The sequence below is a fragment of the Providencia burhodogranariea DSM 19968 genome, assembly GCF_000314855.2.
Lineage (GTDB): Bacteria > Pseudomonadota > Gammaproteobacteria > Enterobacterales > Enterobacteriaceae > Providencia > Providencia burhodogranariea.
Genome location: NZ_KB233223.1, coordinates 273,931 through 300,716, shown reverse-complemented (window position 1 = coordinate 300,716; position 26,786 = coordinate 273,931). Strand labels below are relative to the sequence as shown.

The window sequence follows — 26,786 nt, the reverse complement described above, 5'->3', positions numbered from 1 at the left end:
AGTCATCACTTTTCACTGATTAATTTTCGGATTACCAACTCTTTTTCCTGAGCCGGTAATGTTGCCAATACGGTATTTAAAATATTTTGTTTAAAGTCATTCTCTGACAGGTTGTTTAAATCAATAAATGATCCCCCTGCGACAGGGAATGGCATAAATTTTTGCGCATAACCCTGATAGCTATCACTCGACATTTCGTTCATTATTTTTTTAAACGATAATATGAGTTCTTTCTGTTGTACCGGATTCATTTTTTCAAACATCAGCAAGTTAATATCGTCTTTTGATTTAGTGATCCCTTCATTAATGGATGAAACCAAATCAAGTGCTTCTGTTTCTGTTTTATTTGATGAAAACTTGAGGTCAGCAAAATTATCTAAAATGGATTTCAGCTGTTTATAAATCGTATTCATGATGCTGACTGGCCATACCTTAGTGAATATGATGTACATCACAATATTACCAAGCAAAATACCTAAAATTCGGTCAGAGGCAACATCCAACTCAAAGCTCGGTTTAAAGCCCTGCAATACCGTTAATAAAAAAGCTAGCCCGACTTGTACACCAGCATAGGAAATTCGATCATTTCCAACAGCAACCCAGGCTGCAGGCAGCATACAGAAGAAAATTAACACCATCAGCTGAAATATATCCGATAGATTCGGAATAATATAAACCAATGAAATTATCCCGATCAACGCACCTATTAAGCAACCGATAATGCGTAATGTTAGCTTATGGACGGTTTCACCAACTGATGTTAATGCCACGACATAGCAAGTGATCATCGCGGTATGGATACCTTGCCACTCAAAATAGTCATAAAACAGATAACATAGAATCGCAGCACAGGTTGTTTTAATCGCAAAGTACTTATGATTCGGATTGGTAAAGGCATCATCAACAAAAAAAGGGTTCTTTTTCTTTATCGGAACAATAATCTTTTGTTTAAATAATAGTTGCTCAAAGTCATCGATAAACTTATTAGAGCCAGACTTAACAGGTTGATGTTCAACTAAAGTTTGTATATTTTTCAAATCATTACTTGAAAAATATTCTGCAACACATTTACATTTTTCAGATAATGCTAGCCGCACTGAGGTAGGAGTATCTTCTGGAAGAGTCAGTGACATGATCAATACTTCATACGAATTATCAACCATATTTTCAAGCATCAGAATTTCCTGCTTTCCTCTGAGGTAAAGTAGCTTCATCATCATCAGATAGCGTTTACATTCTGTTTGTGTACTCAGTACTTCACTTATCTCAAGTTGACTGACTTTTTTCCCTAAAAAAAATTGATTGGCCGTCATCAACCGCTCAGACAATTTATTCATTAATAATTTTTTAGGGCTAATGCCAAAAAAATAATTAAAGATAATCACTAATAGCATCGGTGATACTGCCATTAATAACGCATATAGCAGGCCTCTAGTTGCCACATCAGCAAGCGGCACATCATCAATTAATGTCATTAAGAAGGCGATAACGAGGGCAACTAAGTTACCAACATCACCAAGACTACTGGCTGAAGATAAATACATAAATAAGCCAGAAAATAACGCCATTAAAAAAAATCTTAATACGACATTTTGAATCGTCAGATTAAAAAGCACAAAAACAATAAAAACCGCCAAAGAACATAAAATAATCACACCAACTGATATTAAGATATTTTCAACGGCATTCGTTTTAACCAGATAAATAATCAGGTAACAACTTATCGCAGACTCTGGAATTTCATATAACATCGCAATTCCTGCCATTAATGCGCAGAGCAATGCAATTCGCCATGTTGTCGCCATTCGGAATTTGAATGGCAACAAGTCTTGCTGTATTTGTTTAATAACCAGGGAAGCTTTAGCAGTCATCATCTTTAGACACAATATTAACCGTTGCTGTTGCGCCAACTCTCATTAAATATTCTGGTGGGCTATCAATAATGACTCTCACAGGGAAACGTTGCTCAACATGAACCCAATTTAATGCCTTAGGCACATAAGGCAAATCTCTCGGTATATTCAATAAATCCGTCGACATCACCCCCCAACCAATCCCTTGAACCTTACCTTTCAGAGGCTGCTTATTATCAATCATTGAATAAACAACAACACAACTTCCTATTTTAATATTGCTCAAGCTTGTTTCTTTAAAATAAGCGGAGGCATACCATGAATCGGTATCAATTAACGTAAAGACAGATTGCCCAGAAAGTACAAATTCACCCGGTGACACAGTCAACCCAACAATATAGCCATTACTCGGCGCTCTAATTTCAGTATTACCTAATTCCCACTCAGCCATTGCAAGCGAGATTTTTAATGATTCAACAAGCGCTTCTGTAGAATCGGTATTATTAATTAACGCTTCAGAGGCAACATTTTGTTTTAACGCTTGTTTAAGGCTAACTTCGGCATCACGCTTCAATGTTCTTGCATCATCGACTTGTTGTGCGGTCACAAACCCTTTAGCTAACAAAGGCTCTAATCGATTAAGGGATTGCGTAGCTAAAGCCAAGTTAACGCGCGCTCGACTAATTTGCTCTTCGGCAATTTCAGAATTAGATGTCTCAGCAACAATGACTCTCTTCTTATCTTTTAATCCTGCCTCTGCAATGAGTAGCTCTGCTTTTGCTTGATTCACTCTAAGTGCATACATGGTCGGGTCAATAGTGAAGAGTAAATCCCCTTTATTGACTTTAGCGTTCTCTTTGACATGAAAAGAGATAATTCGCCCCGGCACAATAGAAGAGATATTAATTTTGTTGGCGTCAATCACTGCGTCTTCACTTAACGGATTAAGCGTTGTTGATTCAAGCTTTTTCCACAATAGAAGCAACAAAATAACGAACACAACGCATGTGATTATAACGGCTACTTTTTTTTGATTTTTGCATTCATCATTTAATAAGAAAAATAAAGTAAGGAAACTATTAAGGTAATTGATAATAAAACACAAAAGTAAAATACTAAGGGTAATGGCAATTTATCATCAATATCCAAGTAAATAAGCAATACGCGCACAAGTAGAGTACCAACGAGCCCAATAAGGACACATAGCATCCAATAAGGAAAATAAGCGCCCAGCATTGGAAACAATGGTGAGTGGACTTGTGAGCATCCCGTCAACATAAAAGTCACTATACTTAGGCTAATTATGAGACGGTATTTTCGAATTAAGTTTAGGTTCAAGATAATTTTAGTCATCATTTTATGAATTAAAAATTTATTTACTGTGAATACTATAACGCGTTTTTACTAATTATACTCGTCATACTTCATATATATCTAACAATTATTCAGCGATTTAAAAGCAATTAATTAAAACCAAAAGATAATCTGGATATCATTTAAAGAATAGTTAATCGTCATTTAAAGATATAATAACAATACAAGTCGAACACTTAGCACAACGCTATATTGATAATATGTATTATGCAACATTAAATAGAGACATAACTTCAATAATTTAATAAAAGTATCATAATCAACTTAAATTCACAGCCTATTTTACCGTCTCATTCGATACAAAACATTACTATCTCTGAGACATTGCATTCATTTCACCGTCATTATTCTGTCACATCTCAGCAATATTTCTGTCATTCGCTCATGGTACCGTGATTTAACGAACATATTATTTGCGATTTAGCACACACGGCACAAAAGAGAGAAACTTAAATGACATTGTTACGACACTCAACTTTAGCGTTCACGCTGAGTTTGGCTTTTGCCAGTCAAGCGATAGCCGTTACCACAATTCCCTTCTGGCATTCAATGGAAGGAGAACTCGGTGAGGAAGTTAACTCCCTAGCCTCTCGTTTCAATAAAACACATCCTGATTATAAAATTGTGCCGACTTATAAAGGTAGCTATGACCAAAATCTTGCTGCGGGTATTGCCGCATTCCGTTCTGGAAATGCGCCTGCAATATTGCAAGTGTATGAAGTTGGTACTGCAACAATGATGGCTTCAAAAGCGATTAAACCAATTTATGAAGTGTTTCAAGAATCAGGCATCGAATTTGATGAATCCCAATTCGTACCCACTATTTCTGGCTATTACAGTGATGCAAAAACGGGTCATTTAATTTCTCAACCTTTTAATAGTTCTACGCCTGTACTTTATTACAATAAAGAAGCCTTCAAAAAAGCAGGATTAGATCCCGAACAAGCACCGAAAACATGGCAAGATCTCGCTGATTACAGTGCTAAATTACGCGAATCAGGTATGAAATGTGGCTATGCAAGCGGCTGGCAGGGCTGGATTCAAATTGAAAACTTCAGTGCATGGAATGGGTTGCCAATCGCCTCTAAAAATAATGGCTTCGATGGAACGGATGCAGTGCTCGAATTTAATAAACCGGAACAAGTAAAACATATCGCATTACTTCAAGATATGAATAAGAAAGGTGATTTCAGTTACTTAGGCCGTAAAGATGAATCTACTGAAAAATTCTACAATGGCGATTGCGCTATTATCACCGCATCTTCTGGTTCATTAGCGAATATTCGTAAACATGCAAAATTTGATTTTGGTGTGGGCATGATGCCATATGATGGCGATGTTAAAGGCGCACCACAAAATGCCATTATTGGTGGTGCTAGTTTATGGGTTATGGGCGGTAAAGACCCAGAAACCTATAAAGGTGTCGCTGAGTTTATGCAATTTTTAGCCACACCTGAAAATGCAGCTGAATGGCATCAAAAAACTGGTTATTTACCGATTACGACTGCCGCTTATGATTTAACTCGCCAATCAGGCTACTACGATAAAAACCCAGGTGCTGATACTGCAACACGCCAAATGTTGAATAAACCACCATTGCCATATACCAAAGGCTTACGCTTAGGGAACATGCCACAAATTCGTACTGTTGTTGATGAAGAATTAGAGGCCGTGTGGATCGGTAAAAAAACACCGCAACAAGCTTTAGATTCATCAGTTGAGCGTGGTAATCAATTATTACGCCGCTTCGAAAAGTCGACCCAGTAATTCGTAATCATCTTTACCTCATCCCTCTTTTTAAAGAAGAGGGATGATTCGAGATTTTTGGGTTGAAGAACAAAGCATCACCTGATTCAAAACAAGTTGAGCCATTATATGTCATCATCTCGTCCTGTGTTCCGCTCCCGTTGGTTGCCTTATGCACTCGTTTTGCCACAGTTGATTATCACGGTGGTCTTTTTTATTTGGCCAGCTGCTGAAGCACTTTGGTACTCTTTGCAGAATATTGACCCATTTGGTTTTTCCAGCGAATTTGTCGGTTTCGATAACTTCATTCAACTATTCCATGATAGTTATTATCTCGACTCTTTCTACACCACAATGATTTTCAGCGGATTAGTTGCTGGTAGTGGTTTATTGGTATCACTGCTCTTTGCTGCATTAGTGGATTATGTCATTCGAGGTAGCCGTTTCTATCAAACATTAATGCTACTGCCATACGCTGTCGCACCAGCCATTGCTGCGGTGCTGTGGATGTTCTTGTTTAGTCCCGGGCGTGGCCTTATTACGCATGCGCTTGAGCAGGTGGGTTATCACTGGAACCACGCACAAAATAGCGGCCAAGCTATGTTTCTCGTAGTATTAGCGTCAGTATGGAAGCAAATCAGCTACAACTTTCTATTTTTCTTTGCTGCGCTTCAATCAATACCTCGTTCACTCGTTGAAGCCGCTGCCATTGATGGTGCAGGGCCAATACGTCGATTTTTCCGCATTTCTCTCCCGCTTATTGCACCAGTGAGCTTCTTTTTGTTAGTAGTGAATCTGGTGTATGCCTTTTTCGATACGTTTCCGGTTATCGATGCAGCGACTGGCGGCGGACCAATGCAAGCAACCACCACGCTAATTTATAAAATCTATCGCGAAGGTTTTTCTGGATTAGACCTTTCTGCCTCAGCTGCACAATCTGTCATTCTGATGTTTTTGGTGATTATCTTAACAATTGTTCAATTTCGTTTTATCGAACGTAAGGTGCGCTACCAATGATTGAGAATCGTCGCGGGCTGACTATTTTCAGCCACACAATACTAATTCTTGGCACACTTGCCGTATTGTTTCCATTATATGTCGCCTTTGTCGCCGCAACATTGGACAACCAAGCTGTATTCGAAACGCCAATTACCTTAATTCCTGATCGCCATTTATGGGAAAACATGAGTTATATTTGGAAAAATGGTGTTTCGGCAAATAGCGCTCCGTTTGGGCTAATGCTGTTTAACAGTACCGTTATGGCATTAGTGATTACAATAGGCAAAATAACGGTTTCAATGCTATCAGCCTTTGCCATTGTTTGGTTCCGCTTTCCTTGTCGTACGCTGTTTTTCTGGATGATTTTCATCACGTTGATGTTACCTGTTGAAGTACGCATTTTTCCAACCATCGAGGTAATTTCTAATCTCAACATGTTCGATAGCTATTCAGGATTAACACTTCCTTTGATGGCATCGGCAACTGCAACGTTTCTGTTTCGCCAGTTTTTTATGACGTTACCGGATGAATTGATCGAAGCTGCGCGTATCGATGGTGCATCACCAATGCGTTTTTTCTTCGATATTGTCTTGCCCTTGTCGAAAACAAATTTAGCGGCACTGTTTGTTATCACCTTTATTTACGGGTGGAATCAATATCTTTGGCCAATATTGATCATTACTGATGCTGAACTTGGTACTGCTGTCGCGGGTATTAAAGGCATGATCGCCTCAGGCGAAGGCACGACTCAATGGAATCAGGTGATGGCGGCAATGTTGCTCACATTAATTCCTCCAGTAATTATTGTTTTAGTAATGCAACGCGCCTTTGTGCGTGGTTTGGTTGATAGTGAGAAATAACCCATGGCAGAATTAAAGTTACAAGCCGTCAGCAAAAGCTGGGATGGCAAAACCCAAGTCATTAAACCACTAACTGTTGATGTTGCGGACGGTGAATTTATCGTGATGGTCGGACCATCAGGTTGCGGTAAATCAACATTGCTTCGGATGGTTGCAGGTCTTGAACGTGTCACTAGTGGCGATATTTGGATTAATCGCCAACGCGTAACCGACATGGAGCCTAAAGAGCGAGGCATTGCAATGGTGTTTCAAAACTACGCACTCTACCCGCACATGACAATAGAAGAAAACATGGCTTGGGGTTTAAAGATCCGCGGTTTAGGTAAAGAACATATTCGGCAAAAAGTCCTTGAAGCTGCCCGTATTCTAGAATTAGATGAGTTACTCAAACGTCGCCCACGAGAGCTTTCCGGTGGGCAGCGCCAGAGAGTCGCGATGGGACGTGCCATAGTCCGTGATCCGGCAGTATTTCTGTTTGATGAACCACTCTCTAACCTTGATGCAAAGCTACGAGTTCAGATGCGCCTTGAGCTACAGCAGCTGCATCGCCGCCTCAATACGACTAGCTTGTATGTCACGCATGATCAAGTTGAAGCTATGACCTTAGCCCAGCGAGTCATGGTGATGAATAAAGGGATTGTGGAGCAAATAGGCACACCAGTTGACGTTTATGAACGCCCTGCTAGCCGATTTGTAGCCAGCTTTATGGGTTCGCCTGCAATGAATCTTCTTGAGGGTAAAATAAGCGCAGATGGCTCACGTTTTGAACTAGATGGTGGCGTAGCTTTACCTTTGGAGAGACAAAATATTGCGCGATCCGGACGTGCGTTGACACTCGGCATTCGCCCTGAACATTTGGTTTTAAATCGACAGAGAGCGGAAGGTATTCCATTAATAGTCGAAATGCTAGAAATGCTAGGTGCAGACAATTTAGTTCATGGACGTTGGGCAAATCAGAAAGTAGTATTACGTCTTGGTCATCAAGAGCGTCCACAACCGGGCACTACTTTATGGGTTCATCTCCCAGAAGCGCATTTGCACTTCTTTGATAATGAAAATGGACAACGTTTATGAGTCATTGGCCTTATCCAAAAATTGTCGCACATCGCGGTGGTGGCAAATTAGCCCCCGAAAACACCCTTGCTGCAATAGACATCGGCGCGAGCTTTGGTCACCAGATGATCGAGTTTGATGCGAAACTCTCACTCGATAAACAGATATTTTTACTTCATGACGATACCCTCGATCGTACCAGTGATAGCTTCGGTATTGCTGGCGAACTTAATTGGGATCAGCTGCTAAAAATAGATGCAGGGAGTTGGTATAGCTCAACGTTTACTGGCGAGCCATTGCCGCTACTTTCCCAAGTTGCTGAGCGTTGTAAACAACATGGCATGATGGCGAATATTGAAATAAAACCAACCACGGGTTTAGAAAAAGAGACGGGTAAAGTTGTTGCTCTGGCTGCACGCGAGTTGTGGCAGAATCAAACCGCCCCGTTACTTTCATCTTTTGATATCGAAGCATTGGAAGCAGTGCAACAAGCCACACCTGAGTTACCAAGAGGCCTGTTACTCGATGAATGGCGTGATGACTGGCGTGAATTAACCACACGTTTGGATTGTGTTTCAATTCATTTAAATCACCAATTATTGGATGAACATCGAGTAAAAATGTTGAAAGATGCGGGTTTACATATTCTGGTTTACACCGTCAATGATCCTGCCCGTGCCACACGACTGCTACAGTGGGGAGTTGATGCCATCTGTACTGATAGCATAGATCTGATAGGCCCAAATTTTCCAAACTGATGTTAGCTTAATGCTCTATATGGGGATGCCAATAAGTTGCATCCCTTTTTTTATTTGATTATCAACTCATCATCATGAGTAATAATCGAGACCAATACTGATACAACGTTTATTCACTATCATCCAAGTCATCTGGTAATATTTTTTTTAAAATTGATTGTGCGATTAAAGCACCCTTATCACTTTCTGAAACCATCGCCGTCGTAATCGCCCCATCAATCAATAAACAAATTTGCTGCGCTTTTTCTTCCGGATCATCAAATCCAGCCGCTTGAGTAATTGCTTCTACATGAGACTGCACTTTATTGAAATGATTTTGTGCTATTTCCTTTATCCAACTTGAAGATTTGTCAGATTCAGCAACCGCATTAGTGAATAAACAGCCATAAAATCGACCACTACCAAACCAAGCTTGCAGTAATTGAAATAGATAAAGGAGTTGTTTTTTAGGTGATGAATGATAGGTGGGTAAATCCGTGTTAAACCATGAAAACCACATTTCCGCCTCGCGCTTGAACACGGCTCGCAGTAAGTTATCCTTTGAACCATAGAACTCATACAAGGTGCGACGAGACACTTTCGATTTAGCCAGTAAATGCGCAACGCCCGTTGCATGAATGCCTTCACGGCAAAACAATTCACAGGCGGTATCTAACAAACGTTGGCTCGCTGGAGAGGGTTTCAGGTCTGTCACTTCAATTTTTTCCTACGGAGTTTTAATTGTATTTATCCATCATACTGCAAATTATAGCTACGTTGATAACTCTTAATAAGATAAATTATTTAGCTCATTTCAATTATCAAACTTAAAACATTAAAAAGTGATATAACTTTTTAATTATTTTTATCTATAACTGAATATAAGTGATTTTGAATAGTAACATTTCTTCCTTTCTAAAACTTTCATTACTTACCAACTATTTAAATAGATAACTCAATTATATTAACTCTTCCCGAAAAGATATTATTTGAAATTAGTTTCATTTAATTTAAATCACTACTCTTATTGAACTTTTATTTCATTCCTCTCTAATTCTGTTTGGTTATAAATAAGAGTAAAAAAATCATTCCTCTACTATAAAAAATTATTCATATTCTATTTAATCGCGAGAACGATTGTTCTCACTCCAACCCTAAAGGTTTAACTATGAAAAATTTATTTAATAGATTTGCTTCAAATTCAATTTTAGAGAAATCGTTACAAAAGAATGTTAATACCTCTAGACGTCAATTTTTATGTGCGTGTGGTTGCGGATTATTAGCAGTCTCAGCTGCGGGCTCAGCCTTACTCGCCAGCGCTAGCAAAGCAGAAGCGGCAACCGGTGGACCATTATTACGTATTGGGCATATGCCAGCAGGTTGTGTAGCACATTTATTATTAGCCAAAGTCCGTGGTGATTTTGCTGCGGCAGGTATTCAAGTTGAAGTTACCCAGTTTAATAGCCCAGCGGATGCACTACAGAGCCTACTAGCTAATCGCTTAGATATCATGCATGCACCGTGGACGATGACGGCTGCTGCTTTTGCTAAGGGAACGCGCAATATCCGCATCATCGGTGGCTCCGGAAAAGGTGGAATTGAGTTGGTTGCACGTAAGGGATCGGTCGCCAATCTAGATGAATTTATTTCAGCGGCTAACAGTGGCTTACGTGTCGGCACCCTACGCCTAGATACTTTGGAATTAGTTGGTTATGGTTCAATGGCTAATCATGGCAAATCTTATGATGACTACAAAATGACATTCTTCAACGGAATGGCGGGTATGGGTGAAGCTATTGCTAATAGCAATTTAGATGTTTGTACGCTCGCCCAGCCCTACGCTGAAAATGTGGTTAAAAATTCAGGTGCTCATTATATCAGCGATTCAACTGCTGTATGGGGACCAGAAGCAGCTGATTGTGTTATCACCACAAAAGCCGAAACGAGTGAAACACAAGCACCATTACTCAAGCTCTATTTAGCATTACTTCAATCTTCAGCCGCTAATATGACGGCAAATTATTCAGAAGCGGTAAAAGAACTTGTTCCCATCTATGGTGTTCCTGAGCACATTTTACATGGCGCACTCGCTCGACAAGTTCCGCATCCTGTCATTACACCAGAAGGTGTTAGTGGACTTAAAAAAGGTTCTAAATATCTAGTTGAGCTTGGCTATTTTACTGAAGATCCAATTGATGAAGTGCTTGATTTACGTCATCAACCGTCATTACAGAGCAATGTATGAGTTTAATTATCACAAAACAGTCATCCCCAAAAAGGACGAATAGCCTCACTTTTTATTTACGTAAATTAAATAACGCAATTTGGTTTTTAGTCGCGTGGGGATTATTAATTACATTTTGGGAATTATTTGTCTATCTCGGTTGGTTGAATGGTCAAATTCTTCCACCACCGAGTGTGACAATTCCTTATGCATTTTCAGGTAATGCAGCAATTGGATTTGGTCAACAACACACTAGTTTAATTGAGTCGTTGATGGTCACACTAATGAGGGTTTCAGGTGGACTGTTTTGTGGTTCTGCTGTTGCATTAGTTCTATCAATTTCAATGATAGAACTACGATTTTGCCGCCGGCTTATATTTCCATTAGTTCAAACGCTAGCGCCAATATCCCCCGTGGCTTGGATACCGTTTACGATTGCGGTTATCGGTATTGGCGGGCAAGCCGCAATATTTATTGTATTCATTGCCGTTGTTACCACCATGACGCTCTCTTTTATGGCGGCAATTGATGGCATTAATTCTCAATATATAAACATTGCAAAAAACCTTGGCTGTGGCCGTTGGAAAATGTGGTATCGCGTGCGTTTACCCGCTATCGCAATGAGTACATTAACTAGTTTACGAATGGCTTTTTTTGGTGCATGGATGGCAGTATTAGCTGGTGAAATGGCCGGTATTAATTCGGGCTTAGGTTATATGATCATCATGGCTCAACAAATGTTCAATATGCCATTAGTAATGGTCGGTATTTTAACTATTGGATTTGTGGGTTTCATTATAGACCGCTTATTACTCATACTCGGCCATAGTTTGGCAAGGTGGGGAATATGAATTATGGCGCTAAGTTGCAATTTGAAAATGTGAGTAAACATTTTTCGGGTGGAGTTCATGTTGAAATTGGTGATTTAGAAATTAAAGCTGGGCAATTTACTATTTTGTTAGGTCGAAGTGGTTGCGGTAAAACAACATTACTCAATTTGGCAATGGGGCTACAAACGCCGAGTAATGGGCAATTATTTTATGATGAACAACCTTTAGCAGGAATGCCACCTGATAGCGCATTATTATTTCAACAAAATAATTTATTTCCTTGGATGACAGCAAAGGAAAATATTAATTTTGCGCTTCAAAATAGAGGGAATACAAAAAAAGAAGCTAACGAAATATCGTTAAAATTACTCAACGACTTTGGTCTTGCTGAATTTGCAGATCATTTACCAACAGCACTTTCTGGCGGAATGTGTCAGCGAGTAGCCCTCGCAAGAACATTGGCTATTTCTCCACGATTACTGCTGTTAGATGAACCATTCTCTGCGCTTGATGCGCAAACACGACGGTTGATGCAAGAACAGCTACTGAATACTTGGAAACAAAGTGGCGCAACTGTCGTTATGGTCACGCATGATCTTCAAGAAGCATTATTACTTGCAGATTATATCGTATTAATGGCTAGTAATCCTTATAGCCATATAGCCGAGACGCTTGAAATTAAAATACCAAGACCTCGCCAGTTACGTAGTGACGAAATAATAGAATTACAAGATTACTTAGATGCATTTCTAACAAATGAAACTCGAATTGCTGAACATTTTTAAGTAAATATAAATTTATCATTTTATTTTATATATGAGAAAAATCATGACTAATAATACAGTTATAACTATTAATGGATTAAAAAAGAATTCAGGTAAAGAAATCAAAGAACGTATCCGTGAAGATAAACAAGGAAATATTGCTCGTCCGTTATATACCACCTCCGTTCAATGGATTAATGGATTTCAGACAAAAACAGAAGTTAAATCTGGTGCAATATTAAAAGGTGATGAACCCTCGACTTATGGCGGTACTGATTTAGGAGCAACACCTCAAGAATTATTATTAGCCGGTATTGGTAATTGCTTAGCCGCAACCTATATTGGAGGGTTATCCGCCGTAGGCGTAAAAGTTAATAGTCTAACGTTAAATGTGTCTGGGCGTGTCAATTTCCGTGCCGCTTTTGGGGTTGAAGAAGGTCATCCCGGTTTTGAAAGTATCCATGTTTCTGTTTTTATTGATGCTGATGAAACTTTTGAGAACATCAATAGCTTATTAAATAAATTATTACCTACTGCACCAATTCCCGATACCATTATGCGCCCAGTCCCTTTCTCGGTAGAAATTCATACCTCTCCAGAGATAGATTTTTATGAATGAATCTATTCATCCTGTTATCGTTATTGGTGGAGGGCCGGCAGGGCTTTCTGCCGCCTATGAACTTGTACGAACTGGAGTTCAACCATTAGTATTAGAACGAACAGCCTCTGTGGGGGATGTTTGGCGTAACCATTATGATGGGTTGAGGCTAAATACAGGTCGTTGGTTCTCTACACTACCCGGCGTACGTTTTCCAAAATCAGCAGGACTTTGGCCTGAACGTGATATTTTTGCAGATATTCTCGAAACACTTCCTGAACGCGGAAAATTTGCAGTTCGTACCGATTGTGAAATTATGTCAATCGAATACGACCAGCTCAATTCCATTTGGGTCGTCACCTGTAAAAGTAATGAAAAAATACGTTCTAAAGCTTTAGTCGTTGCGACAGGAAGCTCTCGTATTCCTTTTGTTCCTGAATGGGATGGCAGAGCACAATTTAAGGGGACTATTACGCATTCAGCCAATTTTCAAAATGCCCAAAAATATAAAGATAAACATGTATTAGTGGTGGGAAGTGGTAATTCATCTTGTGAAATTGCTTGCCGATTACTGCCATATGCCGCATCAGTCAGCTTATCGGTGAGAACATTACCTTATTTTTTGCCTAAAAGCCTATGGGGAGTGCCTTTTGCTGCCCTTGGAGTGATATTAAATCGTTTACCCACTAAAGCCAGTGATGCAATACTCAGGCGCTTATCCGGTTATTGGACTGGCAACCTGACTGAATATGGATTAGCGGCTCCCTCAGGAAATGTTTCTGAGATTGAACAAGTCACGCCAACCTTATATATGCCGATTATTAATGAGATTAAAAATAACAAAATAAAAATCTTAGGGCCATTAATATCATTAGATGAAATATCCGGAAAAATTTATACGTCAGTCGATAAATTAGAAGAAATAAATCTAAAGATTGATGCGATTGTATCAGGCACTGGCTTTAAGACAGGATTGGATTCTTTATTGAATATACCCGACATTTTAAATGCGAATGGTAAACCTAATATTAATCCAGTAACAGGTGAGAGTCATAAAGCCGGATTGTTTTTTATTGGATTTAAAAATCCATTAAGTGGGCAATTGAGAGAAATAGGATTACAAGCACCGATTATGGCTAAAGCAATAAAAAATTATCTTCAACGTTAATCATAGAGTATGGTATATCCCATGACTATTAAAAATTTTTCATGTAATTTAATTTCAATATAAAAATATAGACAAATCTCAAGCGAAACGATATCGGGGAGCATTGATAACACTGTAACCCGAGTTGCAATTTAAAAACCTCAATTCATATTTTAATTATTTATCAAAAGTATCATCTTTGTTAGCCTTTTTTTGATCGCCGTTATCCTCAGATAATGAATTCTCTATTGAGCCAATAATTTATCAAAGCTTATTTCGAAAATTTACCGACATAAGCATGATGAAGTAAAAACATACATTAGTAGTTAACTATTTTGATGAAATACATCTTAGTTATTTAATACTCAAATTGAGGATAATTTATATGTAAATATCAAAAAACAATAATTAGACATATCTTGTTACATATTTATTATTCCAATTTTCCTTAAGTAATTCCTCATGTTAATCCCTATACAATAGGAAATTAACGAGCATAACGAATAATAAAGACAACGTTATTCTTATATAATAAGTTATACGAATAATGTTTATTGAGACTAATATCACATCAAAAAAGTCCAAAAAACCTTATTTATTACTGCAAAATAAGTAAATAAGGAATATATACATGAAAAAGTCTATCCTATTATCTCTAATCATATTTAGCCATTTTTGCTATTCGGATGTAATCCCTAATGATAAATTAAAAAAATACTGGATATCACCAGAAAAGTCAGCAGACGAAATTGTTAATTCAATGACTCTTGACGAAAAAATTGGTCAAATGCTGATGCCTGACTTTCGATATTGGGAACTCGATGCGAATGGTAACAAGCTACCATTAATCGATTCAAATCAAGATGTTGAAAATATTATCCATCAATACCATCTAGGCTCAGTGATCCTGTTCCGTGAAAACTTGATTGATACTCCACAGACTGTGAACTTAATTAATTCATTTCAGAATGCAAGAAGCAACCTTCCCTTGTTTATTAGTACCGACCAAGAAGGTGGCTATGTCACACGTTTAAGAGAAGGTACTGAAATGCCGGGTAACATGGCATTAGGTGCAACGCGTTCCGAAGGCTTAACAGAACTGGTTGGTATGATCCATGGTTATGAGCTATCCAATTTAGGATTTAATTTCAACTTTGGTCCTGTCGTTGATGTAAATAATAATCAAAACAACCCTGTCATCGGTGTGAGATCCTATTCTGATAGACCTGAACTCGTTAGTGAGCTAGCAAACAATTATATTACTGGCATTCATAAATATAATGTAATGAGTGCGGTAAAGCATTTCCCTGGTCATGGCAATGTTTCATCTGACACCCATTTTTCATTACCTACTATTAATATAGATGAAGAAACATGGCGAAACATTGAGCTTATCCCTTTCCTAAAAACGATGAATAAAACTGATGCCATAATGACGGCTCATGTCGTTGTTCCTGCACTAGATAATAACAAAATGACCTCTTTGACAGGCGAAGAAATTGGTATCCCAGCGACATTATCCAAGCCAATATTAACCAATATCTTACGGGATGAATTAAAATATAACGGCATCATCATTACCGATGCGATGGATATGGGCGCAATTTCAAAAAACTTTGGCAGCAATTGGTCTGTAAAACAGGCTATTTTAGCTGGTAATGATATTATTTTAATGCCGTTAGAAATTTCAAATAAACAAAACGTCTCTAAACTGGATGACCTCTACAGTTATTTAAAAAAAGAAGCCAAAACAGATCAAGAACTCAATAATCGAATTAATCAATCTGCAAAACGCATTATTTTGAGTAAATTGGAAAAACAACTTCTTCCTGATGAGAAAAAAGCAGAAACTGCACAGTTAGCAGTGGCAACTCCAATTAATAAAGATCTCGAAAATATGGTATCAGACCATTCGATCACATTGATCAAAAACCAAAATATTCTTCCTTATCAATTGAAAAACGACAATGATTTTATTGTATTTTCAGATGAACAACCTCGAAACGAATTAATCAAAAAACATCTTTCTCGTATTGCTAATGATTCATTAACCAATATTAATACCAAAGATAAAGTGATTAAGATGATGTCTGATGATATCACTGCAGCCGATATCGAGAACGAAATAAAAGGACAAGATTTAATCATTTTAGCCACATATAACTTAGCAACAAACCCTAAAAATGCACAAAAAATTATCGATGTAGCAAATAAAAACAAAATTCCATTAGTCGTTATTTCCACACGAAACCCTTATGATATTGCTTATTTAGATAACGTAAAAGCCAATATTGCTATTTATGGCATTACCGGTTTTGATGTAACAAATAATGTCAGGAATAGCTTAGAAACGAATATCTACAGTGGCTTAAAAACGCTCTTTTCTGATTTGAATCAGAGTGCAATAAACACGCCAAAAGGTAAATTACCGGTTGATATCAAAACGCCTAACTCTAAAGAAATTATCTACCCATATGGCCATGGTTTAACCTATTAATAATAACTACTTTCAATATAAATCAACAAATTTTAATGGCGATATCATTCAATTAATTGAGTGATATCACCCCCCCATGCATTTAAATTATTAAAGCTAATATTTTATTTAGATGGATAAACTCTCATGTTAAAAAAAGAAAAATTATTTGCTGGAATGATTATTTTATTATCCAGCTTTGCGATAGCTGATGAATTTGAACTGGATTATGAGCAACAAGTTATTGAGTTAAACAATAGAATTATAGAATTAGAAAAAAAGAAGAATATGTTAGAAAAATTACAAAGTGAAAAAAAATGGAATGTAGAATCATATATTGGAACAGAGCAAGAAATTGATAGTGATGATAACTGGAAATTTATCAAAAGCAGTGTCGCAACATCACCTTATTTTGGTGCTTTTATTTATCAAGATAATTCACTGTGGATGTATGATGTTCAAATATTAAAAACTTATTTAGATAATAATTCAGAGTATGATAGAACACGCTGGCAAGTAGGCGCGACCCGTACATTCCCTTTTACTTTTAAAGATCAGCCTGGTAACTTTAAAGTACGCCTTGGGTATCGCAATGATAATTGGCATTATGCTTCGATTAACAACCCAGCATTAGCGACCCCAGAGTATAAGGGTGATGTTCGCAAAGGTGAAGAGCGTCATGAAATCTGGGTCAGGCCACAATTTAATTATAAATATTCAGACAACATTAGCTTTAATGGCAGCTTATCATTTCGTTTTATTGACCGTAAATTAGACTATGCCAGAGCAAAAGGTGAATATGGGGTCTATAAACGAGACTGGAGTTCAATTAACGAACATTTTGTCGGAGGAACGTATACTTTTAATAAGAAAAATTCGTTGTGGGTCAACTATCTTTATATCGATGAAAATTTAATAAATACGTTACACAATAAAGAGCATTTTTTATGGGCGGTATATCGTTATAGGTTCGATAACGGCTTGATGGTTATGCCATATACTCGCTATGCTTTAACTAAAGGTAAGCAAAGTTTTAAAGACTCGTATAATAATGAAATTCTATTTAAAGAAAAAGATAGGAGCCGTTATGGTTTTCAGCTACTCTACCCAATTACTAAGAAAACATCTGTTTTTTGGGATACCTATTATCGACCAGAAGTCACTTGGGTAAACGGTAATAAAGAAAATAATAATTTTTGGTTCTGGGCAATTGAGTTGCGCCATACTTTTTAAATGAAAATTTAATCTTTAATAATTATTATCTGATAAAGAGTGTTTTATGACTAAATTTTTTATTTTTTGTTTAAGCTTATTATTCATCAGTTCTGTTTCTCATGCGAATATGGCTAAAAATAATGAAATTATATTGGGTCTTGATAAAGAGCATGTCTATGGGCCACTGTTGAAAGGTAAAAAAGTAGCATTAATGGTTAACCAAAGTTCTATTAATAAAAATGAGATCCATGCCATAGATAAGCTTTTATCTGAACAAGATAAATACGGTTTTAACGTAACAAAATTATTCTCTGTCGAACATGGGATCCGTGGTGATGAAGATGCTGGATTTGGTGACAATGACCATGTTGATGAAAAAAGTGGGTTGCCGATCATTTCACTTTATGGTCGAGATGAAAATGGGCGCTTACGCGCTCATCCTACAGAAGAGCAGCTAACTGATGTCGATATTGTCATTTATGATTTGCAGGATGTCGGTGTTCGGTTCTTTACTTACACGATTTCAATGCATCATTTACTCGAAAGTCTACAAAAATACCATAAAGAATTTATGGTATTGGATAGACCTAACCCATTAGGCGGTGATGTATATGGTCCGTTATTGGAAGAGAAATTTATTTCGGGAATAGGTATGCATCCTATTCCAATGGTGCATGGTTTAACGTCGGGTGAATTTGCACTCATGATAGTCAACGAAGGTTGGCTGACAAATGGGAATGATACAAATTGGCGTTCAGTTGGCCAATCTGAGTATCAATTTCCTATTGATAAACTTCATATCATTCCAGTTGGTAATTATAGTCATGATATGGAATATCGACTCCCTAGAAGACCTTCACCAAATCTAAAAACTGATTTATCCATCAAACTCTATCCTTCGTTAGCATTATTTGAAGCGACGAGTGTCAATATGGGTCGCGGTTCAGATCATCCCTTTGAGCAACTTGGGTTTTCTTCTGATAAATTTTATGAGAATACCCACTATAAAGTTGATATCAACCAAAAGAGATACGGATGGCCACAAGCGGGAAAACAAGTCTATGGCGAATCACTGGCAGATAATCCCCCTGAAAATTTAAAACCAACTATTCGTCACTTTGTGAAATGGTGGTTTAAATTTCACCAGAAGAGCTATCCTTTAGCTATTGATGCAAATAAAGAAGCTCACTATCTAGATTATCAAGATGATTATTTTGTTATTAGACCACTTTGGTTAGCTAAGTTGGTTGGAAACCAACAATTCCTCGATATGCTTAATGAAGCCACGAAAACAGGTTTATCTGAACAACAAACTATTGAAATGATAGAAAAGCACTGGGAAACAGAAAATAAAGCATATAGAGAATTACGTGATAAATATAAGTTATATCCTAATTAATTCAAAATATATGCCGGTAGCACATAAAGCTATTCGAGCTATCTAGATAAATTAATGGCTCAAATAGCTGTAAAATTGAACTTATCTTTAATATAGTCAAAAATTACAGTATTCATAATGAGGAACTTTGCGCATGACAAATCAACATGATAACGAAAACAATCAACAAAAATTAGATATTTATTTTATGAATAAAGCATTAGAGCTTGCTGAAAATGCAGCAAAAAATGGTAATGAACCTTTTGGCGCATTATTAGTAAAAAATGGTCAAATTGTCATGACAGGCGAAAATTGTATTCATACAGATAGTGACCCAACATATCATGCTGAGTTAGGCTTAATTCGCCAGTTTTGTTCAAATCAAAAAACAATGGACCTATCAGAATATACTCTTTATACAAGCTGCGAACCATGCTGCATGTGTGCTGGAGCTATGGTATGGAGTCATCTAGGTAGAATGGTATATAGCTTATCGCATGATACTCTCGCCAAAATTGCGGGATTCAACATAATGATAGGTAGCGACGAAATATTTTCACGAAGCCCAAACAAACCTATTGTTATTAAAGGAGTTTTACAACAACAGGCCGTTTCTATTTATACCCATTACTTTCAACCTAATAAGTAACTTGCGACTCGTTTATTAATCTGCAATGTAACGGGAAAAATTTAACGTACGCGGTATCTCGCGTACTATTTTTAATCATTACATAATCGCTAAATATTTTTTATATTCATAATTTAAAATTAATTAAAAATAAAAAATCGTAAATAAACCATTAGTCGCTTTATTTAACCTATCATTACTCTAAATTAGCGTTAAATGTAAGTATTGGATTTTAAATTAAAGTAGACGACAACCGGAAAACATAAAAATTCAAATCCCCCCATAACTGAATGTAGTCAAGAGTAACTTTAGTTATGCCATAAAAAATAGAAGCTACTCATTAAAGTACTATCCCTGTAAACTCAGCTATCAAGTTGGTAATTTAAAAAATCTAACTTAACAATCAGAAAACCACTATTTACAATAGTCATGAAAATCTATATTCATTCAAAGCTATTTAGTTATCCGAAAAAAATGATGTGATCATATCTAAAGAATAGCTTAATCAATACCCTACTTATTCACGCAGTAAGCATTGGTAATCAAAGGATTACCAATGCTTACTGTTAGTACTATGTATTGAATAAAAAAACTCTATTTGTTTAAATAGGAAACAGTATTTATCACCATTGATTAAAATCAATAGTAATTCTATTATCTCTTAGGTAAAGCATACAGAATATTCTTAATATACAGACACTATCAATCATTTGATTTATTATTTAGCTCTACAACCGTTAATAATAATAACTATCATTATGTTATACCGTAATACTAAAGCCAAATTAAACAGCTAATTTTTATTGACGGTTTTTGATTAATTAAAATGTCAATTTAAATTAGCTTTTTAACCCACATCATGTGTAACAATAAATTACACAATTAACATATTTTTAATAAAATCACTTCGTAAAATATATTTTTCATTAAAATAAACATACTGTAATATCAAGTTATACTTTATATTACCAAGAAATACTAATTAGTTTTCCCTATAAAAAAAAGAAATCTAAACTTAAGAAATACTAATAATTAAACATCCCAAATATTAAAAAAACGCTTTACATTACTTGCTGTATAAATAACGGTATGGGATATATTTCTATGCCCAAGATAATCTTGAATTAATCGTGTATCTCGGCCTAAATCTGCTAATGCATATCCGCATGAATGCCTTAGCATGTGTGGATGTGCTTCAATCGAAACATCTGCTTTTATACTATACGCTTTAATTAATCCATAAACTTGTTGGCGCGAAAGAGGACCGCCTTTCTGTGATAAAAAAACCCATGGAGAATCAGCATCACGCCAATGAGAGCGTACATTTAACCACTGGCTCAATGCATTATATTCTTTCTCTATTAGTGGTTGTGTAGTAGATAACCCTCCCTTTAACCGCCTAACATATAAAACCTTGGAATTAAGGTCTATATCTCTCAAAGATAATTGACATAATTCACTTACTCGAAAACCATGAATAAAACACATTAATAGCATGCAATAATCTCGCTCTGAATAGCGCCCTTTCTTAGATTCATCTAGTATTGCCTCTATTTCAAATCGAGTAAGAAATTTCCGTTGCTTCATCATTTTATTCCCAGTTAATAATATATCTAAATTGACAAGATATTTAACATACCAAAACTTTAAAAATAATAAACATTAGATTAAATTTTATACTAAAAAAGCAGCTAAAATTGATTATTTAAATACTAAAAGTTTGAGATAATTTTGATTATTAATCTTTACCTATTACGAGTAAAAAGGAAAAAAAACCATTGGAATAGGTTTTTTACATTTAAAATTAACACTTTGCACCAAACTGTCCGTATTATTGTTCCTTAATCCTATTAAGTCAAATCCATGACTAACAGACCAAAGATAAGCTATAACACACTGAAAAAAAACGATTAATTTTACTTCATTTTATTTCACATATGGAATTTCTGTGAGGATATTAGTCTAGCCAGCCTAACTTACTCCTTTCACAACAGAAAAAAAATATTAAATACCAATTTAAAAATAAAAAAAGTTTTTTATCTCGCAGGTGTTACTTTAGCAAATAAAAAAACCAAACTTAACAATTTGGTGCATATTGTTCACTTAATTTTTCAAGTCAAATAACTTCGCTCTATGTGAATTTTATTTACCACACCAAATTTAAACAAATTAAAGAAACTTTTAAGAATAAAAACAGCTAATGAATTCGTTGTTTTTATCTTTTTTTATAACGTCTTTTTATTTAATGGAAATGTATAAAATGAATCTGAATAAAATCGCATTAGTTTTAGGTTTAGGACTTTCAATTACTGCTGGTGTAGCAAATGCAGCAGATCAAGGACATGGTACAGTGACATTTGTTGGTTCAATCATTGATGCGCCTTGTTCTATTACACCTGAAACTTCGGATCAAATCGTTCCTATGGGGCAAATCTCCACTGCAGAATTAAAAGATGGCGGACGCAGTAATTCCCGTGCTTTTAAAATTGCATTAGAGAACTGCACAACTGAAACATTAAAAACAGTACAAACTACTTTTGCTGGTGCAGCTAGCCCAATCACTGACGGTTCTTTAGCAATCGAAGGAAAAGCTCAAAACGCGGCTATCGTTATCACTAACGCAGGTGGTAAACAAATTAAGCTAGGTACTCCATCTGATGCAGTTACTCTACGTGATGGCAACAATGACCTTAACTTTGCCGCTTATATGTTAGGTGATAAAACTGATGCAGCTACGCCAGGTGAATTCAAAGCTATCGCAACATTTGCTTTAAACTACCAATAATAGCGAAAGGCCTAAACAGGGATGTATAGGCCTAATTTATTATCGTATATGTAATTAAACAATGTTCTGACATGGAGTAGCTATGAGTCACTTTGGCATTTTTGTCATGGTGTTTTCAGGATTGATAGTAATACCTGCTAATGCAAATACCCAATTAAATAAAGCAATGCAGGGAAATGGATATGTCACTGTTGAAGGCTCCATTATTGATAGCCCTTGTGCAATTGATGCTGGTAGCCGTAACCAATCTATTAAACTAAAGACTATCCCCATCAGTCAAATGATACATGATAAAGCAGGACCTACTCGTCCCTTTTCAATTCGTTTGATTAATTGTGTCCTGACACCATTAACACCAGGTAAACCTGATTGGCAAGCATTTGAAATTACGTTTGATGGTGCAGATGACGGCGACAATTTCCGTCTATTTGGTAATGCGAAAGGGGTTGCATTACAAATTACTGACGCCTCTGGAAATCATGCATTACCCGGAAAACCGCTACCCGCCCGCAGCATTGAATCCGGTTCTATGACCCTTAATTATGATATGCGTTTAGTTGCTAATAACCAACGCCTCGAGTCAGGAAATTATCAAACAATAGTCCGTTTTAAAATGGATTATTACTGAGTTATCGCGAAGGGATTATTATGGCTCTATTATTAAAGAAAAAAAATAAAGTCTTAACTGACTCTGCGCGTCATTATTTTAATCCAATTACTTTAATGATTATTATTGCAATAACTCAGCCTCAACAAATTTTAGCTAATGATAATATTGAGTTTAATACTGATATTTTAGATCTTAAAGATCGAGCAAATATCGATTTAAGTGAGTTCACGCAAGTCGGCTATATTATGCCCGGCACATATCCTTTTTATATTAGCTTAAATAAAAGTACATTGCCGTCAACGTATGAAGTCAGCTATGTACCTTCTGAGCAAAATACACAAGAAACCATTCCTTGTTTATCACCAGAAATTATTTCACACCTTGCCCTTCGTAATGAATGGCAAAGTAAAACACAGTGGTCGAATAATGGGCAGTGTTTAAAAATAGATTCAATTCCAGGTATGACCGCAAGTGGTTCATTAGGTACTGAAACTATTGCAATAACAATTCCACAAGCCTATCTGGAATATACTGCTGATAATTGGGATCCCCCATCTCGTTGGGATAACGGAATTTCAGGCGCTATCTTTGACTATAATATTAACGCTCAAGTCACTGACCACAAAAATTCTAATACCAATCAGCAAGTCACAGGTAATGGTGTCGCTGGCTTTAACCTAGGCGCTTGGCGTTTTCGTGCAAATTGGCAAGCAAACTATAACGATACAAATGGTCAATCAACCGAACGTAATTGGGATTGGAGCCAATACTACGCCTATCGAGCTATTGCGTCACTCAACGCTAAGCTCACCTTAGGTGAAGAATATTTACGTTCAGGCATTTTTGATTCTTTTCGTTATTTAGGCGCTAGTTTAATGTCTGAAGACAATATGCTAGCACCTAATTTACGAGGTTATGCCCCCGAAGTTAGTGGGGTTGCAAAAACAAATGCTAAGGTCACCATCAGTCAACAAGGCCGTGTTATTTATGAAACTCAGGTTGCACCTGGACCTTTTCGTATTCAGGATTTAAACGATACGATCAACGGTAAACTTGATGTTCGCGTTGAAGAACAAGACGGCTCTGTTCAAGAGTATCAAATGGATACCGCAACAATTCCCTACCTCACACGCCCAGGACGAGTGCAATTTAAACTCGTTGGTGGTCGCCCAAGCAATATGGATCACCATAGCGAAGGGCCGGGTTTTGCATTAGGTGAGTTCTCGTGGGGGATATCTAATGGTTGGTCATTATACGGTGGATTACTTGGCGCTGGTGACTATAACGCATTATCACTCGGTGTTGGCCGTGATTTAATGATGTTCGGGGCAATTTCATTCGATATCACAGAGTCTCGAGCTAAATTACCTGCTGATAATAAAACTTATACAGGTGGCTCCTACCGGCTCAGTTATTCTAAACGTTTCGAAGAATATGATAGCCAAGTTACCTTTGCAGGATATCGATTCTCAGAACGCGATTTCATGAATATGAACCAATATCTTGATCGCCGCTATCGTGATTCTGCTCAAGATAATACTAAAGAGCTTTATACCATCATGTTAAATAAGCAATTTGTCGCGCTTGGACTGAGTGCTTACTTGAATTATAGCCATGAAACTTACTGGAATAGGCCTAATACTAAACGCTACAACCTTGCCCTTTCTCGATATTTCGACTTTGGTCGATTTAAAAATATTAACGTGAGTTTAAATGCATTCCGCAATCAATATGAAGGTAAAAAGAATGATGATGGCGTTTATCTAAATTTCTCGATGCCGATGGGGGATGCAGCCACTATTAGCTACAACAGTATCATTAATAAAGCGGGTAACTCGCATACTGTCAGTTATTACGATCGTTTAGATGATAATAATAGTTATCGCTTAGGTACTGGTATTAGTACTCGCGGTAAAGCAACAGGTAATGGTTATTATCTGCATTATGGTGACCTCGCGACTGTTACAGCGAATGCGAGTTATGTTGCTGGAGATTACACTTCTGCGGCTCTTTCCTTGCAAGGTGGTGCAACCTTGACAGGTCATGGTACCGCATTACACCGCATTAACGTGCCTGGTGCTAGCCGGATTATGGTTGACACGGATGGTGTTGCTAATGTGCCAATTAAAGGTTTCGGACCAAACACACGTACCAATCGATTCGGTAAAGCCGTCATTTCAGATATCAATGACTATTACCGCATGAGTACCAGTGTTGATTTAAATAACCTTCCGGACAATATCGAGGCCGTGAAATCAGTTCAGCAATTCACTGTAACTGAAGGTGCTATCGCCTATCGTAAATTCGATGTCCTTTCTGGTCTCAAAACCATGGTTAGATTGGCATTGGCGGATGGTTCTTATCCACCATTTGGCGCATCAATTCAAAATGCTAAACATCATGAAGTTGGGATCGTTAACGATAACGGCTCAGTATATCTCTCGGGCATTAATCCAAATGAGATATTGGATGTGAATTGGAATGGACAAACACAGTGTCGGATACAGATCCCACAGGATATTGAAACGATAGAATTCAATTCTCTGCTATTACCTTGTGATATGAATCCGAGTGCTATGCCAATCAATCCTGCATCACTGCCAATCAAACCGGTCACCAACAGTGAATTACCTTTAGATGCACCTTCACAAGGGATTTCTGCCCATGATCGCTGGTTACTAACACCTCCAAACATTCAGTATGCCCCAGATGGGTCATCGCTATAAGCTTGATTAAAAAGAGTTAATATTTATGAAAACAAGAAACATCGCACTTTTGACAACATCGATTACCTTATACACCGTTCTTTGTGGTGAAGCTAACGCAGCTATCGCTCTTGATAGAACTCGCGTTATCTTTAATGGTAATGATAAAACGATCAGTCTGAATGTAACTAACCAAAATAAAGATCTTCCTTATCTTGCTCAAGGTTGGATTGAAGATGCTAATGGCGAAAAAATCGAGTCTCCACTGACCGTATTACCGCCAGTACAACGAATTGAAGCGGGCGATAAAAGCCAAGTTAAAATTCAATCACTCCCCGATATTGTTAAGCTTCCCCAAGATCGGGAAAGTGTTTTTTATTTTAATTTACGTGAAATTCCACCTAAAAGTAACCAACCAAATGTGCTGCAAATTGCATTACAAACGCGGATAAAAATGTTTTATCGCCCGAAAGCATTGTATGCATCACGTACCGATTTGGATAATCCATGGCAGGAAAAAATCACCCTTACACGTAAAGGTGATAGCTATGAAGTCAACAATCCAACGGCTTACTTCGTCACAATTGTTGATGCATCAAAAGATCTCTCAGGTAATACCGTAGGCAATTTTGAGCCTCTCATGATCTCACCTAAAAGTTCATCGATGTTAAAAGGAAGTGCCAACACTCTCGGTTTATCACCGGTACTCACTTATATCAATGATTATGGTGGCAGGCCTAAACTTACATTTCGATGCAGTGGTGTGAGTTGTACCGTTGCCTCTTCTTCAGAACAATAATGGGA

The 26,786-nt window shown here is 37.1% G+C and carries 23 protein-coding genes; 18 read left to right on the top strand and 5 right to left on the bottom strand.

Annotated elements, in window-relative coordinates; all coding sequences use genetic code 11:
• Nucleotides 1-5: 5 nt before the first annotated feature.
• From OOA_RS12025 to OOA_RS20895, 3 genes are read right to left on the bottom strand one after another with little or no spacing between them, the layout of a single operon-like run.
• Nucleotides 6-1,874 (bottom strand): FUSC family protein, encoded by a 1,869-nt coding sequence (locus OOA_RS12025; protein WP_008912421.1) that lies wholly within the window; start codon nt 1,872-1,874, stop codon nt 6-8.
• Nucleotides 1,861-2,868 carry a multidrug transporter subunit MdtN gene (mdtN, locus tag OOA_RS12020; RefSeq protein ID WP_040691548.1) on the bottom strand — a complete coding sequence of 336 codons (1,008 nt, stop codon included), beginning with the start codon at nt 2,866-2,868 and terminating at the stop codon, nt 1,861-1,863. The genes OOA_RS12025 and mdtN overlap by 14 nt, the downstream gene beginning before the upstream one ends.
• Nucleotides 2,869-2,903: 35 nt before the next feature.
• Complete coding sequence (locus OOA_RS20895) at nt 2,904-3,062, bottom strand: hypothetical protein (protein WP_236611243.1); 159 nt, start codon at nt 3,060-3,062, stop codon at nt 2,904-2,906.
• 618 nt (nt 3,063-3,680) lie between these two features.
• Between OOA_RS20895 and ugpB the strand changes: the two genes are divergently transcribed.
• The 5 genes from ugpB to ugpQ all read left to right on the top strand — a co-directional run bounded on the left by ugpB (nt 3,681) and on the right by ugpQ (nt 8,643).
• Entirely contained in the window at nt 3,681-4,994 is a 1,314-nt protein-coding gene (ugpB, locus tag OOA_RS12015; RefSeq protein WP_008912419.1) for a sn-glycerol-3-phosphate ABC transporter substrate-binding protein UgpB, read from the top strand.
• Between the two features lie 108 nt (nt 4,995-5,102).
• Nucleotides 5,103-5,990 carry a sn-glycerol-3-phosphate ABC transporter permease UgpA gene (ugpA, locus tag OOA_RS12010; RefSeq protein ID WP_008912418.1) on the top strand — a complete coding sequence of 296 codons (888 nt, stop codon included), beginning with the start codon at nt 5,103-5,105 and terminating at the stop codon, nt 5,988-5,990.
• Nucleotides 5,987-6,832, top strand: a complete 846-nt coding sequence (gene ugpE / locus OOA_RS12005; protein WP_008912417.1) for a sn-glycerol-3-phosphate ABC transporter permease UgpE — start codon at nt 5,987-5,989, stop codon at nt 6,830-6,832. The genes ugpA and ugpE overlap by 4 nt, the downstream gene beginning before the upstream one ends.
• 3 nt (nt 6,833-6,835) lie before the next feature.
• Nucleotides 6,836-7,906, top strand: coding sequence for a sn-glycerol-3-phosphate import ATP-binding protein UgpC (locus OOA_RS12000; protein WP_008912416.1), 1,071 nt, complete (start codon nt 6,836-6,838; stop codon nt 7,904-7,906).
• A complete protein-coding gene (ugpQ, locus tag OOA_RS11995; protein WP_008912415.1) occupies nt 7,903-8,643 on the top strand; it encodes a glycerophosphodiester phosphodiesterase in 741 nt (246 codons plus the stop codon). The genes OOA_RS12000 and ugpQ overlap by 4 nt, the downstream gene beginning before the upstream one ends.
• 109 nt (nt 8,644-8,752) lie before the next feature.
• On the opposite strand, the gene OOA_RS11990 is transcribed toward ugpQ, so the two are convergent.
• Entirely contained in the window at nt 8,753-9,337 is a 585-nt protein-coding gene (locus OOA_RS11990; protein ID WP_008912414.1) for a TetR/AcrR family transcriptional regulator, read from the bottom strand.
• 453 nt (nt 9,338-9,790) lie between these two features.
• Here OOA_RS11990 and OOA_RS11985 point away from each other — a divergent pair, with 453 nt between their 5' ends.
• The 9 genes from OOA_RS11985 to OOA_RS11945 all read left to right on the top strand — a co-directional run bounded on the left by OOA_RS11985 (nt 9,791) and on the right by OOA_RS11945 (nt 19,903).
• The gene (locus tag OOA_RS11985) at nt 9,791-10,867 is read left to right on the top strand and encodes an ABC transporter substrate-binding protein (protein ID WP_008912413.1); all 1,077 of its coding nucleotides are present in this window, start codon (nt 9,791-9,793) and stop codon (nt 10,865-10,867) included.
• A complete protein-coding gene (locus OOA_RS11980; protein WP_008912412.1) occupies nt 10,864-11,697 on the top strand; it encodes an ABC transporter permease in 834 nt (277 codons plus the stop codon). The genes OOA_RS11985 and OOA_RS11980 overlap by 4 nt, the downstream gene beginning before the upstream one ends.
• Entirely contained in the window at nt 11,694-12,461 is a 768-nt protein-coding gene (locus OOA_RS11975; protein ID WP_008912411.1) for an ABC transporter ATP-binding protein, read from the top strand. The genes OOA_RS11980 and OOA_RS11975 overlap by 4 nt, the downstream gene beginning before the upstream one ends.
• Nucleotides 12,462-12,504: 43 nt before the next feature.
• Nucleotides 12,505-13,059: an OsmC family protein gene (locus tag OOA_RS11970; protein WP_008912410.1), complete on the top strand. Its 555-nt coding sequence runs from the start codon at nt 12,505-12,507 to the stop codon at nt 13,057-13,059.
• On the top strand, nt 13,052-14,206 hold the full coding sequence (locus OOA_RS11965) for a flavin-containing monooxygenase (protein WP_008912409.1): 1,155 nt from the start codon (nt 13,052-13,054) through the stop codon (nt 14,204-14,206). Before OOA_RS11970 ends, OOA_RS11965 begins: the two co-directional genes overlap by 8 nt.
• Nucleotides 14,207-14,816: 610 nt before the next feature.
• Complete coding sequence (locus OOA_RS11960) at nt 14,817-16,682, top strand: glycoside hydrolase family 3 protein (protein WP_008912408.1); 1,866 nt, start codon at nt 14,817-14,819, stop codon at nt 16,680-16,682.
• Between the two features lie 126 nt (nt 16,683-16,808).
• Entirely contained in the window at nt 16,809-17,894 is a 1,086-nt protein-coding gene (locus OOA_RS11955) for a hypothetical protein (protein ID WP_008912407.1), read from the top strand.
• Nucleotides 17,895-17,940: 46 nt separating this feature from the next.
• Nucleotides 17,941-19,275, top strand: a complete 1,335-nt coding sequence (locus OOA_RS11950) for an exo-beta-N-acetylmuramidase NamZ family protein (protein ID WP_008912406.1) — start codon at nt 17,941-17,943, stop codon at nt 19,273-19,275.
• Nucleotides 19,276-19,408: 133 nt separating this feature from the next.
• Nucleotides 19,409-19,903 (top strand): nucleoside deaminase, encoded by a 495-nt coding sequence (locus tag OOA_RS11945; protein WP_008912405.1) that lies wholly within the window; start codon nt 19,409-19,411, stop codon nt 19,901-19,903.
• A 1,011-nt stretch (nt 19,904-20,914) separates the two neighbouring features.
• On the opposite strand, the gene OOA_RS11940 is transcribed toward OOA_RS11945, so the two are convergent.
• Nucleotides 20,915-21,469 carry a tyrosine-type DNA invertase gene (locus OOA_RS11940; RefSeq protein WP_008912404.1) on the bottom strand — a complete coding sequence of 185 codons (555 nt, stop codon included), beginning with the start codon at nt 21,467-21,469 and terminating at the stop codon, nt 20,915-20,917.
• A gap of 673 nt (nt 21,470-22,142) precedes the next feature.
• Here OOA_RS11940 and OOA_RS11935 point away from each other — a divergent pair.
• The 4 genes from OOA_RS11935 (at nt 22,143) to OOA_RS11920 (ending at nt 26,781) form a co-directional block, all read left to right on the top strand.
• Nucleotides 22,143-22,667, top strand: coding sequence for a fimbrial protein (locus OOA_RS11935; RefSeq protein WP_008912403.1), 525 nt, complete (start codon nt 22,143-22,145; stop codon nt 22,665-22,667).
• 82 nt (nt 22,668-22,749) lie between these two features.
• Nucleotides 22,750-23,295: a fimbrial protein gene (locus tag OOA_RS11930; protein ID WP_008912402.1), complete on the top strand. Its 546-nt coding sequence runs from the start codon at nt 22,750-22,752 to the stop codon at nt 23,293-23,295.
• Between the two features lie 20 nt (nt 23,296-23,315).
• Nucleotides 23,316-26,003 carry an outer membrane usher protein gene (locus tag OOA_RS11925; RefSeq protein WP_008912401.1) on the top strand — a complete coding sequence of 896 codons (2,688 nt, stop codon included), beginning with the start codon at nt 23,316-23,318 and terminating at the stop codon, nt 26,001-26,003.
• A gap of 25 nt (nt 26,004-26,028) precedes the next feature.
• Nucleotides 26,029-26,781, top strand: a complete 753-nt coding sequence (locus OOA_RS11920) for a fimbria/pilus periplasmic chaperone (protein WP_008912400.1) — start codon at nt 26,029-26,031, stop codon at nt 26,779-26,781.
• Nucleotides 26,782-26,786 lie beyond the last annotated feature (5 nt).

Bases quoted from the DNA above. Each gene is read 5' to 3' on its own strand.
- ugpA (WP_008912418.1), top strand. From the start codon at position 5,103: ATGTCATCATCTCGTCCTGTGTTCCGCTCCCGTTGGTTGCCTTATGCA.
- ugpB (WP_008912419.1), top strand. From the start codon at position 3,681: ATGACATTGTTACGACACTCAACTTTAGCGTTCACGCTGAGTTTGGCT.
- OOA_RS11980 (WP_008912412.1), top strand. From the start codon at position 10,864: ATGAGTTTAATTATCACAAAACAGTCATCCCCAAAAAGGACGAATAGC.
- ugpQ (WP_008912415.1), top strand. From the start codon at position 7,903: ATGAGTCATTGGCCTTATCCAAAAATTGTCGCACATCGCGGTGGTGGC.
- OOA_RS11930 (WP_008912402.1), top strand. From the start codon at position 22,750: ATGAGTCACTTTGGCATTTTTGTCATGGTGTTTTCAGGATTGATAGTA.
- OOA_RS11965 (WP_008912409.1), top strand. From the start codon at position 13,052: ATGAATGAATCTATTCATCCTGTTATCGTTATTGGTGGAGGGCCGGCA.
- OOA_RS11950 (WP_008912406.1), top strand. From the start codon at position 17,941: ATGACTAAATTTTTTATTTTTTGTTTAAGCTTATTATTCATCAGTTCT.
- OOA_RS11985 (WP_008912413.1), top strand. From the start codon at position 9,791: ATGAAAAATTTATTTAATAGATTTGCTTCAAATTCAATTTTAGAGAAA.
- OOA_RS12025 (WP_008912421.1), bottom strand. From the start codon at position 1,874: ATGATGACTGCTAAAGCTTCCCTGGTTATTAAACAAATACAGCAAGAC.
- ugpE (WP_008912417.1), top strand. From the start codon at position 5,987: ATGATTGAGAATCGTCGCGGGCTGACTATTTTCAGCCACACAATACTA.
- OOA_RS11955 (WP_008912407.1), top strand. From the start codon at position 16,809: ATGTTAAAAAAAGAAAAATTATTTGCTGGAATGATTATTTTATTATCC.
- OOA_RS11960 (WP_008912408.1), top strand. From the start codon at position 14,817: ATGAAAAAGTCTATCCTATTATCTCTAATCATATTTAGCCATTTTTGC.
- OOA_RS11935 (WP_008912403.1), top strand. From the start codon at position 22,143: ATGAATCTGAATAAAATCGCATTAGTTTTAGGTTTAGGACTTTCAATT.
- OOA_RS11945 (WP_008912405.1), top strand. From the start codon at position 19,409: ATGACAAATCAACATGATAACGAAAACAATCAACAAAAATTAGATATT.
- OOA_RS11920 (WP_008912400.1), top strand. From the start codon at position 26,029: ATGAAAACAAGAAACATCGCACTTTTGACAACATCGATTACCTTATAC.
- OOA_RS11940 (WP_008912404.1), bottom strand. From the start codon at position 21,469: ATGAAGCAACGGAAATTTCTTACTCGATTTGAAATAGAGGCAATACTA.
- OOA_RS20895 (WP_236611243.1), bottom strand. From the start codon at position 3,062: ATGCTATGTGTCCTTATTGGGCTCGTTGGTACTCTACTTGTGCGCGTA.
- OOA_RS11970 (WP_008912410.1), top strand. From the start codon at position 12,505: ATGACTAATAATACAGTTATAACTATTAATGGATTAAAAAAGAATTCA.
- OOA_RS12000 (WP_008912416.1), top strand. From the start codon at position 6,836: ATGGCAGAATTAAAGTTACAAGCCGTCAGCAAAAGCTGGGATGGCAAA.
- OOA_RS11975 (WP_008912411.1), top strand. From the start codon at position 11,694: ATGAATTATGGCGCTAAGTTGCAATTTGAAAATGTGAGTAAACATTTT.
- OOA_RS11925 (WP_008912401.1), top strand. From the start codon at position 23,316: ATGGCTCTATTATTAAAGAAAAAAAATAAAGTCTTAACTGACTCTGCG.